The following is a 16,462-nucleotide window of genomic DNA, read 5'->3' on the forward strand; positions in this document are numbered from 1 at the left end:
TGCCGCCCATTCCACCCATATAGCCCATCAGACGCCGCGTTTGTTGCCCCACACAAGGGTATGCAGCTGTGGCAGCACACGAACGTTGTTCAGATCATCGGATGCACTGACTTGATCAATCAGCCATTCATAGCGAGCAAGCAGCGAAGTCGCCAGATCTGGGGTATCAGCAGAAGTGACATCCGGGTTCCCGGTTTGCAAAAATAAATCCGTGCCCGGATAACGTGCATGCACACGGCGGGCATAGTCCAAGTCTGTCTCATCGAAAATTACGATTTTCAGACTGTGGCTTCGTTCCACCGGACGAGCAGCCAGTCGGTGGATCAGATCATCTAGCACAGTCCAGTCGGTGTTCATGCCTGAGCTGGGAGGCTTGGGCGAGACCGTGACTTCGTCAATGTCCTCCAGCCAAGACTGCCAACGGGAGCCTTGCGTTTCTACCGCGGTGCGGATGCCGTTCTCCCGAAGCAGCTTAACCAATCCGCCCAGCGAAGCGAGCAGGGCGGGGTTGCCGCCTGAGATGGTCACATGGGAGAAGCGTGAGCCGCCAACGCGGCGCAATTCCTCCCACACGTCCTCCGGAGTAATCATCCGAATCAGGTCCTTGCCACTGCCGTCCCAAGTAAAGGCCGAGTCACACCAGGAACAGCGATAATCGCAGCCCGCGGTGCGGACGAACATCGTTTTCTGCCCGATAACCATGCCTTCACCTTGAACCGTCGGGCCAAAGATCTCCATCACAGGAATACGAGCCTCTTTGCTACGTTCCACGCTACTCATCGATCATCCACTCCCGTCTGGCCTCAGCGTAACTGGTCGGTGTCTCATATAAGCGGACAAACTCTGTTCGACCACCCTCGGTCAGTGCTGAATACGGTTCGGTCTGCAAGGCGTGTTCCATCTGCTCGAACAACCAGACGACCATATTTTCAGCAGTTGTGTTCATGAGGGGAAGGGTTTCATTCAAATACTGATGATCCAGATACCCTTCAATTTGTGTTTTCCATATCTCCTTGATATGTCCAAAATCAACCGTCAACCCGGTCTCACCCGGATAACCGCTAATGCCAAAAACAACTTTATACGTATGCCCGTGCAAATTCTTGCACTTGCCTTCATAACAATGCAGATGATGCGCAGCGTCAAATGTAAACTCCTTGCTGACAAGCACACGTTTGCGATGATAGCGAAGCTGGGCAGGAAGGATATCTTCCCCAATCCGCTGCAACCGCTCCACAATACGGAATGTTCCAGGCTCTCTCATCAAACATCCGCTCCCGCAGTTCCAACAGTAGCAGAATTCGTGCGTTGCTCCAGATAGCGATCCAGTCCAGCTTTGCGCAGTTTGCAGGCAGGACATTCTCCACAGCCATCGCCGATAATTCCGTTATAACAGGTCAGTGTGCGCTCCCGCACATAATCGAAGGCACCGAGCTCATCCGCCATTTTCCACGTCTGGGCTTTGTCCAGCCACATCAGTGGGGTGTGAATGACAAATGGGTAGTCCATCGATAAATTCAGCGTAACATTCATCGACTTTACAAACGAATCTCGACAATCCGGGTATCCGCTGAAATCCGTTTCGCATACACCTGTGACAAGGTGACGAGCCCCTTTTTGCTTCGCCATAATGGCTGCAAAACTGAGGAACAGCAGATTCCGTCCATCGACAAACGTACTTGGCAGTTCGCCTTCTTCATGCGTAATCTCCATATCCGTACGGGTGAGTGCATTAGGCGCGAGTTGGTTTAACAAACTCATGTCCAGTACCGTTTGCTGTACACCCTGATCGCGAGCGATCTCTACGGCGCATTCAATCTCCAGCTTATGACGCTGGCCGTAATCGAAGGTAACCACTTCAACCTCGGCAAATTGCTGTTTGGCCCAGAACAAACAAGTTGTACTGTCCTGACCGCCGCTAAATACAACGACTGCTTTTTCTTCGTTCAACATAAAAAAACCTCTCCATCTTCTTAAGATCAATCCATGCACATAGGCACAGAGTGTCGGAAGAACAGAGAAGTTCATGAACTGGCATCCATCAAAAAACACACCTTCTCGTAGGCTGCTTCAAAAAAGCAGGACGATCTAGTGTCCTTAGTTTTTTACGTACGTTGTTACCTAAAAAGTACGCAAGACTTATTGACCTTAATGAAGGTCGAGTCTTATAGAGGGAGTTCGCGAACCTCTCCCATGCCATAGGCATGGATTTTCTTCTTCAATTGTCCGGTACAGTATATCACATTTCCAATACGGTGAGCATGCTTTCCATGAGAACCCATTTATAACCGAGCCTAACGTCATCTGGACTTATTTGATTAATACATTTCCAAAAGGAATGACTTCCTTCAGAATCCGCTTAAATAAGCCTTCATCGTTCATATCCTGTTCCAGCCTATGATTTTCACGACCAGCCTGAAAGAGTACAGAGCCATGTCCTGTCATCTTCCAATGATAGTTCATATGCTGGCTGGCAAGGTTGTTCCCGTATACGGTAAGTTCCAGCTGCGCGTTCTCAGGATAGGCGATAATACTGCCTGCATCCACGTATAGTGGGGCGGTAGGGTGCAGTTCCTGTTGGCAGACCTGACCTTGTGTCAGCAAACCAATTTTGCCTTTGCCCGAAAACTTCATTTTCACGGCATCCCGAGTGATGAGCATGTTTTTGATTTTCTGAATTTTGGTATGCATCGTGACGCCGTCGGAGTAGAAGAAAAGGTGACGGAAGTCATACAGCAGATCGCTGTTCTCACTCAGTTCAACTTCCTTCATGGTGAATCCGGGAGGCAGGGCGGCCACAAATTGACAAGGACCGGTAATTTCGGATTTGATGAGCTTTTTTTTGCGATAGATACCCGAAATGTTCATGAATTTATCATTGCGACTGCTGCTTGGGCCGCGAAAAGCGACAATTTGCTGGGGATGGAGAATATGCAGGCGGTCGTCCTGGATCAACGAGAACGTGACCACTTGTCCGGCTCCGCCAGCTTCGGCATTATTCAGGTGTATGTGCATTCGGTTGCTCCTGTTCTTTTATACTCGGCCAGAACGGCGACGCATTCCCCAGCGCATCACCCGAATCAGAATAAAGTATCCCAATATGAGTGAAACGGCTGTGATAATCATCGTTTGAATGCGTTTGGCAGTTGCCGTTTTGGCATCCTGATCATTTTGCAGCTTGCTCACCATGTCGGTCAGTTTTTCGTTTTGTGCCAGCAACAACTCGTTCTGGGCCTTGAATGCTTCGACATTTGCCTGGGCTTGTCCCAATTGGGCAGAGGTCTGATTCAACTGCTCCAGCGTCTGTTTATAGCTTTCCTGCAAGGCGTTCACTTCTCCAGGTAGCTCGGAGACTCGTTCCCATCCACTATAGATATCGGAGAATATATTGGCATTTGCTGCACTGACTGTAGAAGTCAAAGAAACAGTAAACAATACACATGTGGTGAATAACACCCGAATGAAATAACCCTGAATGGGTTTTGGCATGAATGGCACCTTCTTTCGGTTACATAATCGTTTGCCGATTTCGTCGTCATTTGTTGAAATACGGCTCTTACATTATACGTCAAAACCGGGACAATGGGTTCAAGATGATATAGTTTTAATTACCCTATATGAGAATAAATCAATACATGTGGACAAGTGTTTAATTTTAAGAACGTCGGGGTAATAGAAGGACAGGGCAGCACTACGGACGGCCTTGACATCATTCTTTTACTTCAGCTCTGGGTGCCTGCTATTCATATTAACGAAATTTGTAATTTAATGAGTGAAAACAATATATCCGATTTTTATGAAGATCGTGAATACGAAGGGGTAGAAACGTATGTACACAACTAAACAAGCTGCAACAACCAAAACGATTATGATCACTGTAAATGGTGAGCCGATCGGGCGTGAATTGATTATCGACAGTATTACTTATGCTCCAATCACAGAACCTGATTCTGTACAAAGTTTACACAAAATGGGAATTGATCCATCTACGATTTAAGATAGGACTTGTCATATAAAAGTGGTCTAAAAGCTTGGCATACTGCCAAGCTTTTTCGTCGTTTATTGTCGTAATTACGCGGATTTAGGGATGAGAAACTAATATTATGGAAAAATTTCCTGCGAACATATGTTCCGTGACAATATAGTGTCCATTTACCCTGATAACTTAGAAGATAATACATATAAATCGGGGGAGAGACTACCAGTGAACTCAGTCTTTGAAGTATCTTATTCGTGGAATAGAGAGGCCATACCGACAGGGGGAGCCGACCCCGTATATATGATGGTGGAGTGGCGTAACGGAGCCCCTGCCAAAAGACTCAGGAAAATAGCACCCAAAATTGTGTCACGAGACTTGGAACTTTTGCTCAAACCGGAATTTGGAATTCAGCTCAAGGGCATCTACGGCTGTCGTTCCAAAGAAACGGATATCGGTTGGGTTTTAAGACTTGGTGATGTATACAAGGGAGAGAGTAAACAAATCTTACTCGAATTCGCCATGGGACCGCGTGTATCGGGGAAAAGTGCCGTATGTTCAGCTTATTGGAGTACGCGAAAGTTGAAACAAAGCCAGAGAGTGCTGCTGCGCAGAGAACAGTTGTATATTCAGTATACAAGTCATCTGGGCATGCTGCGTCAGCCGGAAGATCCCAAGGTAGAGAAGACAATCAAATTAAACGAAACAGTTCCTCTGATTAAACAAGCTTTGCGTGCTTATGAAAGAGGCCGTACACAAGAGGGCAGTGATATGCTGCGTCGTCATGCAGATGCTTTGTTAATTGAAGCGGCTCGCAAACAGGATCTAGATTATTATGAGGAAGCCGAAATATTGGAGAAACTTCGGCACCATTACGGGATTACTTTTAATTCCATGGTTCATAATCGCGGAAAAACGATGTTAGGTGAATAGGGATAAAGAACTAGGGAAGATGGGGCGGAAAGGAATGTTTCTACATAATTTTTTGAAGGTGAAGTCAAGGAATAAGTCGAATGTACTAAACAACATAATAATAAAAAAATGGATGGAGTTGTATCGAATTTATTGAAACAACATCGTGGAGGGTCCGGCAAAATGACAGACCGACTGATCCGATTAATGCGCATTATAACTCTTGTGCAGGCCAAACCGGGTATTCTGGCCCGTGAGCTTGCCGAGCGGTGCGAAACAACGGAAAGGACGATATACCGCGACATGGAGGCCCTCAGTGCAATGCATATCCCCATCGCCAATATGGGACACGGGAGAGGATACATGTTTATCAGCCATTTTGCCATGTATCCGCTGAATTGGTCTGATGAAGAAGCTCAAGCCTTTATGCACCTGGCAGAAGTCATGGAGAATATTCGTCCGTTGCTGAAGCCTGCTTTTGAGAGCGCGTATGAGAAAGTGGTTGCTTCGAGTCAGAAAAACAAAACAGAGCGAGTGGAATGGTCTGAGCAAATCAGCGGGTTGTTCAAAGTGGGTACATCTGCTTGGCAAAATGAAAGTACCGAACTTCTGAATCATTCCCTGGTGACCTTGCTTCAGGCCGGAATTTCCCAGAACACTATTGAAGGAGAATATCTGTTTCAAGGTAAAAAGGGGATTGCGCGAATGGATCCCTACTGTCTTATTCCTCGTGAATACCGATTTGATCTGTTGGCATATTGTCACCTGTCAGAAAGACTGAGAATATTTCAAGTGAATCGTTTGCACAGGGTTCGGATTTTGCCACGCACGTTCCGCAAAGATGATTACCTTTTACAATCTCACTTCCGCACGCCACAGGAACTTAGCGGCAGTACGGAGTGGACTGCATTCAAGATCAGATTCTCGCCGCACGCTGTGGAGCATGTCATGCAGGAGCAGTTTTTTGCACGCCCCATCTTGACGATCGAACCGGAAGGCACGTTGTTGTTTGAGGCCATACTGAGTGATGAACAAGGGTTTCTAACCTGGTTGTCTCAATATGGACCCGATGCCGAAATTCTGGAGCCTGAGAGCTACCGTCTTTTGATGAAGGAACGTCTGGAACGTTGGAGAGAGATTTACAACTGAACGTCAGTGCAGATCATGGCTGGTCTGCCTTTGTTCAACATGCGTTGTATGCAATTACTCTTTGGTCTTGAACAGGTGTGCAAGGTTACCAAAAGGGGAATCTTTCTCGTCATCTTCTACACTGCTGGAATAGACCACTTTGGATGTGATGCCCTCATCATCTGCGGCGCAATTGGTTTCCAGTTTGAATTGATCAAATTGATGCATGAATACTTTGGCTGTATTAATCGCATCATCCAAAGCGCGGTGCTGAGTGCCATCGAATTCAATACCACACAGTTCCAGAGCCTGAGCGAGTCCAAGCTGACGGAATTTTCCTTCCTTACGCACAGTTCGCGACCATTGCTGCTGAAGATCATTGTGGTTGGTGATCCAGGCTACATCGAGCTGATGAGTGCGACAATGAGAGATCAGTTTGGTGCGGTCATCCGGTCCCCAGGAGCACATGTAATAGGATTCACTTCCCATCCATGCAATAAATTGATTCAGTGCTTCCGGAAAAAGAGGGGCTGCGTCGATGTCTTTCTGCGTAATACCCGTAAACTGAATTGTATCGGCGGATAGCACCGATTTATTGGATGGACGAACATAAGTGTGGAACGTATCCGACACGAACAGGCCGTTCTCACCTTCCGTTACTTTGACGGCACCGATATCTATAATTTCAGAAGAGTAACGTGTATTGCGACTTACCGTGAATTCAAGATCGTAAATAATATATGGCATAGGACAAACTCCTTTATCAATTAATACATGGTTTCTATTTCTCTATATTACAGGGAACGCCCAGCCATGTCAGCCATCGCCCAGCAATTCATTTTAACGTAAAGCTGGCAACAGTGTGGTTGACAACTTCTTGTAAATACACTATGGTGATCAAAAATGATAACAGCGATTAACGAGGACACAATTACGTTAGCCAGCTTCTACAGAGAGGAAACCGCTTAGTGCAAGGTTTCTGTTGCTGTTTCGTTATTCCTACCTCGCGAGCTGCGGAGGAGAAGGCCCGAACGGCCTGTAACCTTCGCCGGATGGGCCCGTTATGCCCTGAAGGACTGCGCGTTCACGTTTTGCATCGGTTGCAAACGTAGAACCGGTTTATGGCAAATGACCTGATGATTTGAAGTCAGGTCAGCCGGCAAAGTGCAGTTAAATAAAGGGTGGTACCACGACACATTCGTCCCTTGACGGATGTGTTTTTTTGCTGTTTATAACCAGATTTACAATATCGATTAGAAGAATAAGGGGTGTGACAAGATGCGTCAAAGTGAAATGCTTGTTCCAACATTACGTGAAGCACCAGCAGAGGCAGATGCAGCAGGGCATCGCTGGTTATTGCGCTCAGGTATGATTCGCCAACTCGCAGCAGGGATATACAGTTACCTGCCCTTGGGACGTCGTATCTTGCTGAATGTCGAGCGTATCGTTCGGGAAGAAATGGACCGTGCAGGATGTCAGGAAGTATTGCTGCCAATCATGCAGCCTGCTGAGTTATGGGAAGAATCCGGAAGATATACACAGTATGGCCCTGAGCTAATGCGTCTGAAGGACCGCCATGCACGAGAATTCGCCTTGGGTCCAACCCATGAAGAGGTTGTGACTGCACTGGCTCGTGACGAGGTTAATTCTTATCGGAAGCTGCCGTTTACACTTTATCAGATTGGAACCAAATTCAGAGATGAACGTCGTCCAAGATTTGGATTACTGCGGGGACGGGAGTTCATCATGAAGGATGCGTACTCTTTTGCTTCCGATTGGGAAGAGCTGGATCGCACCTATCAGTCTATGAATACGGCATATTCGCGCATTTTAGAGCGTTGTGGACTGGAATATATTAGAGTGGAAGCTGATGCGGGCACCATTGGTGGTCAGGGGGAGACCCACGAATTCATGGCACTTGCTGATGTGGGAGAAGATACGATCGTAACCTGCAAACATTGTGGATATGCCGCAAATCTGGAGAAGGCGGGATATCAGACTTCTAAATCTTCTGCTAAGAATCCAGAAAAAGCAGAAGCTTCTGCTGACCTGAAAACGGTTGAAAAAGCTGATGGGAATACCGAGGGTGACACGTTGGTTCGTATCCAAACGCCAGGTGTACGTACGATCAATGAGTTAAGCGTCTTTGTGGGCAAGGATGCCCAGCATATGATCAAAACATTGCTTTATCAGGCTGATGGTCAACTGGTCGCTGCGCTTGTTCGTGGGGATCATGAAGTGAATGATATCGCGCTGAAGCAGGTATTGGGTGCAGAAGAGCTAATTCTAGCTGATGAAACTGCCCTTGCAAGTCATCCGAATTTAACTGTAGGTTTCCTGGGTCCTATTGGACTGGATCTGCCGATTGTAGTAGATGCGGATGTAGCTGCAATGGAATATGCCATTACAGGAGCGAATGAAATTGATGTACACTATTCGAATGTAGTTCCGGGTAAAGATTTTGCTTTGGACAGAGTAGATCGAATCCGTTTCGCTGCTGAAGGTGACGGCTGCCCAACCTGTGGAGAATCGCTTGTATTCACAAAAGGAATAGAAGTCGGGCATATCTTCAAACTGGGAACCAAGTACAGCGACGCTATGGGAGCATCCTTCCTGGATCGTAATGGACGGCAGTGCGCACCTGTAATGGGTTGTTACGGTATCGGTGTGTCTCGTCTGATGGCAGCTATTGCTGAACAATATGCCGGAGAGGATGGCATCCGTTGGCCAGCAGCCATTGCGCCTTATCATGTACATCTGATCGCAATGAGCTGGAAAGATGAACAGCAACGCGAGCTCACGCTTGAACTGGAACAACAACTAGTAGATGCCGGATACAGTGTACTGATCGATGATCGGGATGAACGGCCAGGGGTGAAGTTCAAGGATTCGGAATTGATCGGATTGCCTGTCCAGATTGTTATTGGCCGAGGTGCGGCAGAGGGACAGGTAGAATTTGGATCGCATGTGCTTGCAGCACAAGGCGAATCCAAACGAATCAGTATGACGGCACAAGAGGCTGTAAGTCAGGTGAAGGAACAACTATAGTCCAGAATTAAAAAAAATCCTTATGAAAACCATGCTACGTGTCTCTATATAATAGAGCGATGTATAATAGGTCCAGATATTATGCGGTAAGAGATGTTTGTGGTTATGTAACGGATTAAAGCGTTAAAAAGAGGGCTATAGTCATATAAGGATGCAACACTATTTGCGTATTGTCATACCAAATTACTAGAATTTGAAAAATTGTATTCTGTATACAGTCGGTTTGTCCATAAGAGCTTCTGGCGAACCATGTCAGGAATCTATGCAGGTGCAAATACGCAAATCATGGAACGAGAAATATATCGTTTGAATGTGAAATAACCGCATGAGAGTGGCAATTTTGGAGATATCTTCTATAGTCCATGGTAGAGGGCATGGGATGAAGTGATTTCTTAAAGTGGCTTTGGGGATTTATTTTTGCAGCAAAGCTATATTCATGTAAACATGGAGTGTGCAACTCGGTAGGTTAACTACTGAGTGATGTAATTTGTAAAATAAAAAAGGGTGTCCATCAGCCAGTTATGGCTTGAGGGACACCCTTTCTTTGAATTTTAATTGGTACAACTATCTGCTCTTCTCAGAACTTAAGAGGCTGCAGGCAGTTTCAATTGTTGGCCTGGATAAATCCAGTGTGGATTTTTGATCTTATTCAGCTTTTGCAGAGCTTGCCAAGTGGTACCGTATTGTTTGGAGATGGAATACAGGGAATCTCCGGATTTTACAACATGCACTTTGGCTGGAGCTGGTTTACTTGGCGTCGGTTTCGACGGTGTTTCTGGTTTTGGTGTCTCTGGTTTCGGTGTAGTTGGAGCTGGAGCTGGTGTTTCCGTTACTGGAGCTTCCGGTTCAACCGCAGGAGCCTTTGCTTCCTTGATTCGACCGTCTGTTTTGATTTCTACAGCGCCCAGTTTTTGCATGTATTCTATCAACGCTTCATCCATAGCACCGTACATGCCGGACGTTGTGTATTTCGCAAACATCGTGTACTCGTCACCACCAACAGCAGTGAAATCATTCGTAGCCATTGTGTACGTTGCTTTTGGATCAAGGGCTTTATCTCCGATCATGACGGAGTGTACACGGCTGCCTTTTGCAGCGGAAGAATCAATGCTGAATGTCATGCCGGATACTTGTGGGAATCCGCCACTTGGTTCTGGATAAGATCCTACACCGTTTTCAAGGGCTGCGAGTACATCGGAGCCTTTTACTTCAAGCGTTACAACCTGATTACCAAAAGGAAGTACAGTAATGATATCCCCTTTAGTTACGATACCTTTTTCAATGGAAGAACGAATACCGCCACCGTTTGTGAGTGCGATATCGGCTTTGCTGATGTCACGGATGGCATCTGCCAGCAGATCACCCAGGTTCGTTTCACCTGCGCGTACTTGTTCACGTTTGCCGTCCAGCAGAATCGCTGTATTGGCTACTTCTTCTTTCAAAATGGGTTCTTGTTCTTTCAGAATGGAGTTCACCAATGCGGCAACTTTCTCATTCGGTTTGATGTCTTTTGCTTCCGTTTCATCAATCAGTGTTGCTTGTTTTTTCGTTACTTTGTCGCCGTCAACCCACAGGTCGATCACGCCTACAAAGTTTGTATACTCTCCAGCGCTGGCGATCAGTGTTCCGTTATCCGATACAAGTCCATCTTGCAGAACCGTATGGCTATGACCGTCGATGAATACATCAATGCCAGGAACTTCTTTTACAACTTTGAAGCTAGTATCGGTGCTGGACGCGTCTTGTCCAAGGTGTCCCAATACAACAACAACATCTACTTTGCTGCGAATTTCGTTCACGAGAACTTTGGCTTCTGCAGTTGGGTCTGTAATATCAAGACCTTCCACATTTTTCGGATTCGTTTTATACATCGTTTCCGGTGTAGTCAGCGCAATGATACCGATCTTCACGCCGTCTACTTCTTTAATGAGGTAAGGATCGAAGAGACGAGTTCCGTCTTTCTTTTTCACATTGGCACTGAGCATGGGGAAGTTCATCATATCCGCAAGTTCGATGAGGCGCTCGGAACCGTAGTTGAATTCGTGGTTACCCGGTACAATCGCTTGATAACCGATTTCATTCATTACTTTGACAATGCTCTCACCGTTAACGAGTGTAGCAAAGGTTGTACCATGCACTGCATCTCCGGCATCCAGCAGAAGGGTATTTGGGTTTTCGCTACGGTATTTGTCCGCAATTCCAGCAACTTTGGCGAAACCCATCGCAGGTGAGGACTCAACTGCGCGTGCGTGTGTGTCATTCGTATGTAGAATAGTAATGTGCTTACCTGTGCCCGGAGTGGTATCCGTTGCAGCAGCGGCAATGCCCACACTGCCAAACAGCAGACAGAGCGTTAGCACAAGTGAAACATAAGTCTTCCAGATTTTCATATGAATCAGTAACCTCCCCAAAATAATAATCTACCTGAGCGTTTGCACAACTCATGTTGTATTTTACCAGACTACTATTAGGAAATCTCGTGATTCACGTAAAAATAGGTAACCTGAAAGTGACATCTGATTTTCATAGTGGAAGATTAAGAGAGAACTTCACTTGTAAGGAACGTATGTTCTTAAAATAGCTAAAAAAAATGCTGCACTTCACGTGGCAGTCCAGTACGCAAACAAAATTTCTCCAGTGATTCATCCGGCTCTGGCATCACCCCTGAAGTTAGAAGCTGTATGGCAAAACGATTGGCCTGTCTTTCCAGCTTGCCTGGGGCAAAATAGGAGTGTTCCTCCAAAAAGAACCGGTTTATGCCTTTGTGCAATCGGTCATGTCCAAGTTCATGGGCACACACGAAGCGCTGCCATTCCGGCGGTAAGTCATTGTGAATGACAATAAATCTGCGACGGAGCTTTCGGAAATACAGTCCTTTGGTAGACTTGCCCAGATTGGTGAACCGGATCTGTATTCCAATGGCTCTGGCAATGCTGAATGGGCAGTTTGTCCGGTGTTTTCGAATCAGCTTTGTTACAATGTCATCCATATCATCTCACCTGCTGCTTTAGTTTGTTCAGCTTGAAATGCTTCATGGGCGCTCGTCCGGATCATTCATTTTTTTGCGTTTGTTCATCTGTTTGGCTTCCCAGAACAGACCTGTTAGGACATCCTTAATTCGTTTCTTATCCTCATCATCCAGTGGGATGCCGTCAAACATCAGATCATCCTCGTCCTCGAGCATCTTTTTAAAGTCCCGACGGTCCTTATAAGTTGCCCATTCTGGAGCGTCATGGAGCTCACTTGCTGTATTTTCGGTTTCCAGATAGCCGGCCTGTTTCATCATATCGGCGTAGGGAACCGAGAGTGCGTCCGAGATTTTGCGGATGGTAGCAGGCTTGGGAACTCCGCGAACCCCATTCTCAATGCGTGAAATTTGCGAGTTGCTGATTCCTGCTGCTTCGGCGAGCTGATTGATACTGTATCCCTGTTGCTCGCGCAGTTGTTTCAGATAAGGACCAAAAGCGTGCTCCACAATTCATGCCACTCCTTTGATTCGTACAAGTGCCTAAATTATATATTAAGAGAACTTGTCTCACACGAGTCACTCCGATGGCAGAACAACCTTTCGATCACTGTTATCCCCAGATTTCTTTGATTCCCTTCTCATAAGGGAAAAATCCGGTGATAAAGGTGAACGCTACGCTTCTCCAGGTTTTTTCTACCCTCTCCGTTAAACGTGCAAATCTGGCATTCAATCTTAAAATATAAAAAGTCGGACTTATACGAGGATCTTTAATTATCTGTACTATAACGTATATATACCATTAGGTAAAGGGATATGAAACAATTATGCCAAAAGGTAAAGGAAATGAGAGCGCGGGTTTTATTTTATAGTTAAAACGACCCAAAATGAAGGTTTACGCCGATCCCCAGAAAGTGGTATCCTCAAATAGAAATACGAACAAAATACGAACAAAATGTAAAGTTGAGACAAGTTGGATGATGAGGAAAATGAATTATTCCTGCTTCATACCTGACTTTAACTGATTCCAAAAGGCAACAGAAAAAACTTGAAGAATGCCGTTACTATTTGAGAGAACTGGATAACTCTAATAAAAGGAGTATTTTGTATTAATCCCAAGAGTGATTCAAATCAGCAATAGGTAGATCGAAAAGCTTCTATTCGTCTAACTATTGTACCCACAAGCGACTGGAACCGAATAATACAAAATACCAAAGATGAGATGAATGCGAGTTTAACTGACCCTTTAAGGAGGAGAATGAATATGGAACTGATGCTGCCCGAATTGGACCGACGCAAAACACAGACTGCTGTTGAAGCCGCGCTGGAAAAATACCGGATTTATAAAACAATTGCTTTTGAAGAACGAGAGGTGATGGTGACGGCGAGTTACGCTGAGCGTTTCCATGGTGCAACGAATGTGACCGGAGATTCCACTGCAAGAACGGCAATCTATAATGTGGATGTGCAGCGCGCACGTCAGGCGTACTGCGATACGATTGATTTTGTGGTATCTCGACTGAGCGAGAAGGAACGTGTACTTGTCAGAGAACGTTATCTGAAGGATGACGATGTATTTGACTATAAAGTGTATAACCATGTGTTTGACCCGCCTGTCAGCAAGGATACGTATACGAAGATTCGGACACGTGCTTTCTATAAAATGGCGCTGGCTCTGTCGGATCGGGGTCTGATTAATATGGAGCCTTTATCTGCATCTCGCAAAGAGCGACAGAAGCTGGGCTAGAGGTGAATCAAGAAGTTCATCCTTTTATATCCTTCGCTGATTGTATACAATAATTGAAAACAACTCTAAGGATCAGTCAAAGGAGAGGAATCCGCATGACGGAACAAGCCGGAATGCAGGAGATGTACACACTGAAGACGATCGCGGAAACGCTCAACACATCCAACGACCTGAATCTGATGCTGGATACGGTACTCGGCAAACTGTTGGAACTGACGGGATTGACTACGGGCTGGGTATTCCTGATCAATAATCAGGGAGAGTACTCCTGTATTGCTGATTACAGTTTGCCTCCTGCTCTGCTGCATCATGACAAGGAGCCGATGCGCTGTGGGTCTTGCTGGTGCGTGAATCGCTTCCGGGACGGGAGATTGGATAATGCCGTCAATATTATTAATTGCAAACGCCTGGAGGATGCCGTCGATCATCAATGGGGAGATACCCATGACATCACCCATCATGCAACGGTTCCGCTCCGCTCGGGGGAAAAGATGCTGGGACTGCTGAATGTTGCTGCACCCGGGAAAGAGCATTTCAGTGATAGTGAGCTGGCGCTTTTGCAGGCTGTAGCTTATCAGATAGGTAGTGCAATGGAGCGGATGCGATTATATAGCGCAGAGCAAAGGCGAGCGGATCTGTATGTCAGGCTGGGGGAGTTCAGCCGATCGCTGGGCGTGACGGTCAACGATTGCAGCAGTGGAGACGATATGGCCAAGATGGTTGTAAAGCTGCTTGGGCATCATTACGATTGGCCTTTTGCCGCACTGTTATCCCAGAAAAACGGAAGTTTTATGGTACAGGCGGCTTATGCTCATGGCAGGTCCGAAATGATGACAATATCTGGACTCTCTCCAGAGTTGCAGACTCGCATGCATCGTGTGATTGATTCTCATCGGGCTATGGTATTGTCGGCAACGGAAATCCAAGATGTTTCTGCTATCTGCAATACCGGGCTCCCTAAGTCTGTTTTGGCTTCAGGCTTGGCTGCTCCCATCCCATTAAGTTCTCCTGGCGAAACGGCAGTACTGGTGGTTGGATTGGGCTCGGCCAATGGCTTCCTTCAGGCAGATCGTGAGGTTTTCGATGCACTCGCTGAACATATTACAGCCTCGTGGGAGAGTCTGAGACTGGTATACAAACGCAGGGAATTAACCCGACTGGAGGAACGAAACCGTTTGGCTCGGGATTTGCATGATTCGGTGAACCAAATTTTGTTCTCCCTGTCTCTCACAGCCAAAGGGGCAGAGAGCATGTTAGCCGGATCACTACAGCTGCATCCGGCTGCGGAAGCGATGAGGGATATACGTTCCTTGTCGCAGGAAGCATTGAAGGAAATGCGTGCCTTGATTATGCAGCTTCGTCCGGCGGGTTTGGAGTCTGGTCTGCTCAGTGCATTGCAGGAATATGGTACAGGACAGGGATTGCAGGTCGTTGTACATCGGACGGGTATGCGCTCCTTGCCTCAAAGTATTGAGGAAGGCTTATGGCGTATTGGACAGGAAGCACTCAATAATGTGCGTAAACATGCTGGAGTCCCTTCCGCTGAGATATCCCTCCAGCTAAGCGATCAGGAAGCGATATTAATCGTTACAGATCGAGGAAAAGGGGGAGCCAAAAAGCGTGAGGCTTTGCCTGCCAGTTCACTTGGTCTGTCCATCATGAGGGAACGGGCCCAATCGCTGGGCGGCAGACTTGAACTTGTGAGTTCATCCCGTAAGGGAACATCGGTAACGGTCGTCATTCCACTTCCGTCCGAATCTGTATAAAATCAGGGGGAAGAAGACATGCCGATTACGATTTTACTCGCGGACGATCATGCAATGGTGAGGCGCGGGTTGCACGTTTTTTTGTCCACTCAGCCAGATATGGAAGTCGTCGGAGAAGCCTCGAATGGACAGGAAGCACTGGAACAAGCAGAACAACTGCATCCGGATGTGGTATTAATGGATCTGCATATGCCCGTGCTTGACGGGATCGAGACGGCGAGAAGGCTTCGTTCGATCTTGCCTGGAATCCGTATCATTGTACTTACGTCCTTTTCCGATCAGGATCATGTCGTACCAGCCGTGCGCGCTGGAGTGAAGGGATATCTGCTAAAAGATATTGAGCCAGAGGATCTTGCCGTTGCCATTCGTAATGTGCATGCAGGTCAGGTAGAGCTTCATCCTGCAGCAGCAGGACAATTAATGCATGTGATGGCTTCGTCTGAAGTGTCGATGAATGAACCGCATGGGCGTGCAAATCCCCATTCGTCTACTCGGCTTCCAGAGCAAGAGCGGGTAGGGCTGGGAAAAGAAACTTCTCATGGACCGGACATGCTTACTCGCCGGGAACGAGAGGTTCTGGGGCTGATTGCACAAGGATTGAGTAATAAAGAGATCGCCATAAAGTTAATCATTACCGAGAAAACAGTGAAAACCCACGTCAGTCATCTTTTAGACAAATTGGGAATGGCAGACCGGACACAAGCAGCGCTTCATGCCGTAAGAAATGGTTGGGTCGTCTGATCCATCTTCCCATATTCTCAGACTAAAGTTGTAGAAACTCAACCCAAAGGTTGAGTTTTTTGTGCTGCAAGTTAAGTCTATCTGCCGACGATTCCGAGGTAGAAGCAAGGTAAGATGAGAGTAGAGAAAGTTGAATCGAAGAGAAAGAATGTTTTTATAAAATCGAAGGAGAGTGACAT

At 46.6% G+C, this 16,462-nt stretch carries 16 protein-coding genes; 7 read left to right on the plus strand and 9 right to left on the minus strand.

Features of this window, described 5'->3' with window-relative positions; all coding sequences use genetic code 11:
* Nucleotides 1-27: 27 nt before the first annotated feature.
* From queE to CRO25_RS12355, 5 genes are all read right to left on the minus strand, one after another.
* Complete coding sequence (queE, locus tag CRO25_RS12335; RefSeq protein WP_079695174.1) at nt 28-780, minus strand: 7-carboxy-7-deazaguanine synthase QueE; 753 nt, start codon at nt 778-780, stop codon at nt 28-30.
* Nucleotides 773-1,264, minus strand: a complete 492-nt coding sequence (queD, locus tag CRO25_RS12340; protein WP_079695175.1) for a 6-carboxytetrahydropterin synthase QueD — start codon at nt 1,262-1,264, stop codon at nt 773-775. The genes queE and queD overlap by 8 nt, the downstream gene beginning before the upstream one ends.
* A complete protein-coding gene (gene queC / locus CRO25_RS12345; protein WP_079695391.1) occupies nt 1,264-1,950 on the minus strand; it encodes a 7-cyano-7-deazaguanine synthase QueC in 687 nt (228 codons plus the stop codon). The genes queD and queC overlap by 1 nt, the downstream gene beginning before the upstream one ends.
* 360 nt (nt 1,951-2,310) lie before the next feature.
* Nucleotides 2,311-3,015: an AIM24 family protein gene (locus tag CRO25_RS12350; protein WP_063564567.1), complete on the minus strand. Its 705-nt coding sequence runs from the start codon at nt 3,013-3,015 to the stop codon at nt 2,311-2,313.
* A gap of 18 nt (nt 3,016-3,033) precedes the next feature.
* Nucleotides 3,034-3,489 (minus strand): hypothetical protein, encoded by a 456-nt coding sequence (locus CRO25_RS12355; protein WP_024632428.1) that lies wholly within the window; start codon nt 3,487-3,489, stop codon nt 3,034-3,036.
* Between the two features lie 340 nt (nt 3,490-3,829).
* Between CRO25_RS12355 and CRO25_RS33340 the strand changes: the two genes are divergently transcribed.
* The 3 genes from CRO25_RS33340 (at nt 3,830) to CRO25_RS12365 (ending at nt 6,037) form a co-directional block, all read left to right on the plus strand.
* On the plus strand, nt 3,830-3,997 hold the full coding sequence (locus tag CRO25_RS33340; RefSeq protein ID WP_170867871.1) for a hypothetical protein: 168 nt from the start codon (nt 3,830-3,832) through the stop codon (nt 3,995-3,997).
* A gap of 207 nt (nt 3,998-4,204) precedes the next feature.
* Complete coding sequence (locus CRO25_RS12360) at nt 4,205-4,909, plus strand: hypothetical protein (RefSeq protein WP_139295681.1); 705 nt, start codon at nt 4,205-4,207, stop codon at nt 4,907-4,909.
* Nucleotides 4,910-5,071: 162 nt separating this feature from the next.
* Nucleotides 5,072-6,037 carry a YafY family protein gene (locus tag CRO25_RS12365; RefSeq protein ID WP_079695176.1) on the plus strand — a complete coding sequence of 322 codons (966 nt, stop codon included), beginning with the start codon at nt 5,072-5,074 and terminating at the stop codon, nt 6,035-6,037.
* Nucleotides 6,038-6,091: 54 nt separating this feature from the next.
* Here the strand turns inward: CRO25_RS12365 and CRO25_RS12370 are convergent, their stop codons facing one another.
* Nucleotides 6,092-6,763 carry a 3'-5' exonuclease gene (locus CRO25_RS12370; RefSeq protein ID WP_063564564.1) on the minus strand — a complete coding sequence of 224 codons (672 nt, stop codon included), beginning with the start codon at nt 6,761-6,763 and terminating at the stop codon, nt 6,092-6,094.
* A gap of 531 nt (nt 6,764-7,294) precedes the next feature.
* On the opposite strand from CRO25_RS12370, the gene CRO25_RS12375 reads away from it, so the two are divergent.
* Nucleotides 7,295-9,064, plus strand: a complete 1,770-nt coding sequence (locus CRO25_RS12375) for a proline--tRNA ligase (RefSeq protein WP_063564563.1) — start codon at nt 7,295-7,297, stop codon at nt 9,062-9,064.
* 584 nt (nt 9,065-9,648) lie between these two features.
* On the opposite strand, the gene CRO25_RS12380 is transcribed toward CRO25_RS12375, so the two are convergent.
* The 3 genes from CRO25_RS12380 to CRO25_RS12390 form a co-directional block, all read right to left on the minus strand.
* The gene (locus CRO25_RS12380; protein ID WP_079695177.1) at nt 9,649-11,454 is read right to left on the minus strand and encodes a 5'-nucleotidase C-terminal domain-containing protein; all 1,806 of its coding nucleotides are present in this window, start codon (nt 11,452-11,454) and stop codon (nt 9,649-9,651) included.
* A 191-nt stretch (nt 11,455-11,645) separates the two neighbouring features.
* Nucleotides 11,646-12,053: an ImmA/IrrE family metallo-endopeptidase gene (locus CRO25_RS12385; RefSeq protein ID WP_062323893.1), complete on the minus strand. Its 408-nt coding sequence runs from the start codon at nt 12,051-12,053 to the stop codon at nt 11,646-11,648.
* Between the two features lie 42 nt (nt 12,054-12,095).
* The gene (locus CRO25_RS12390; RefSeq protein WP_079695178.1) at nt 12,096-12,542 is read right to left on the minus strand and encodes a helix-turn-helix domain-containing protein; all 447 of its coding nucleotides are present in this window, start codon (nt 12,540-12,542) and stop codon (nt 12,096-12,098) included.
* 751 nt (nt 12,543-13,293) lie between these two features.
* Here CRO25_RS12390 and CRO25_RS12395 point away from each other — a divergent pair.
* The 3 genes from CRO25_RS12395 (at nt 13,294) to CRO25_RS12405 (ending at nt 16,283) form a co-directional block, all read left to right on the plus strand.
* Nucleotides 13,294-13,776: an ArpU family phage packaging/lysis transcriptional regulator gene (locus CRO25_RS12395; protein ID WP_064640192.1), complete on the plus strand. Its 483-nt coding sequence runs from the start codon at nt 13,294-13,296 to the stop codon at nt 13,774-13,776.
* Nucleotides 13,777-13,871: 95 nt separating this feature from the next.
* Nucleotides 13,872-15,542: a GAF domain-containing sensor histidine kinase gene (locus CRO25_RS12400; protein WP_079695179.1), complete on the plus strand. Its 1,671-nt coding sequence runs from the start codon at nt 13,872-13,874 to the stop codon at nt 15,540-15,542.
* A gap of 18 nt (nt 15,543-15,560) precedes the next feature.
* Nucleotides 15,561-16,283, plus strand: a complete 723-nt coding sequence (locus CRO25_RS12405) for a response regulator transcription factor (protein ID WP_079695180.1) — start codon at nt 15,561-15,563, stop codon at nt 16,281-16,283.
* Nucleotides 16,284-16,462: the final 179 nt, after the last annotated feature.

Source organism: Paenibacillus sp. RU5M (genome assembly GCF_900221055.1).
In the GTDB taxonomy this organism is placed as follows: Bacteria; Bacillota; Bacilli; order Paenibacillales; family Paenibacillaceae; genus Paenibacillus; species Paenibacillus marchantiae.

Excerpts from the sequence above, each read along its gene's own strand:
- queE (WP_079695174.1), bottom strand. The coding sequence starts at position 780 with ATGAGTAGCGTGGAACGTAGCAAAGAGGCTCGTATTCCTGTGATGGAG.
- queD (WP_079695175.1), bottom strand. The coding sequence starts at position 1,264 with ATGAGAGAGCCTGGAACATTCCGTATTGTGGAGCGGTTGCAGCGGATT.
- CRO25_RS12350 (WP_063564567.1), bottom strand. The coding sequence starts at position 3,015 with ATGCACATACACCTGAATAATGCCGAAGCTGGCGGAGCCGGACAAGTG.
- CRO25_RS12355 (WP_024632428.1), bottom strand. The coding sequence starts at position 3,489 with ATGCCAAAACCCATTCAGGGTTATTTCATTCGGGTGTTATTCACCACA.
- CRO25_RS33340 (WP_170867871.1), top strand. The coding sequence starts at position 3,830 with ATGTACACAACTAAACAAGCTGCAACAACCAAAACGATTATGATCACT.
- CRO25_RS12365 (WP_079695176.1), top strand. The coding sequence starts at position 5,072 with ATGACAGACCGACTGATCCGATTAATGCGCATTATAACTCTTGTGCAG.
- CRO25_RS12370 (WP_063564564.1), bottom strand. The coding sequence starts at position 6,763 with ATGCCATATATTATTTACGATCTTGAATTCACGGTAAGTCGCAATACA.
- CRO25_RS12375 (WP_063564563.1), top strand. The coding sequence starts at position 7,295 with ATGCGTCAAAGTGAAATGCTTGTTCCAACATTACGTGAAGCACCAGCA.
- CRO25_RS12380 (WP_079695177.1), bottom strand. The coding sequence starts at position 11,454 with ATGAAAATCTGGAAGACTTATGTTTCACTTGTGCTAACGCTCTGTCTG.
- CRO25_RS12385 (WP_062323893.1), bottom strand. The coding sequence starts at position 12,053 with ATGGATGACATTGTAACAAAGCTGATTCGAAAACACCGGACAAACTGC.
- CRO25_RS12395 (WP_064640192.1), top strand. The coding sequence starts at position 13,294 with ATGGAACTGATGCTGCCCGAATTGGACCGACGCAAAACACAGACTGCT.
- CRO25_RS12400 (WP_079695179.1), top strand. The coding sequence starts at position 13,872 with ATGACGGAACAAGCCGGAATGCAGGAGATGTACACACTGAAGACGATC.
- CRO25_RS12405 (WP_079695180.1), top strand. The coding sequence starts at position 15,561 with ATGCCGATTACGATTTTACTCGCGGACGATCATGCAATGGTGAGGCGC.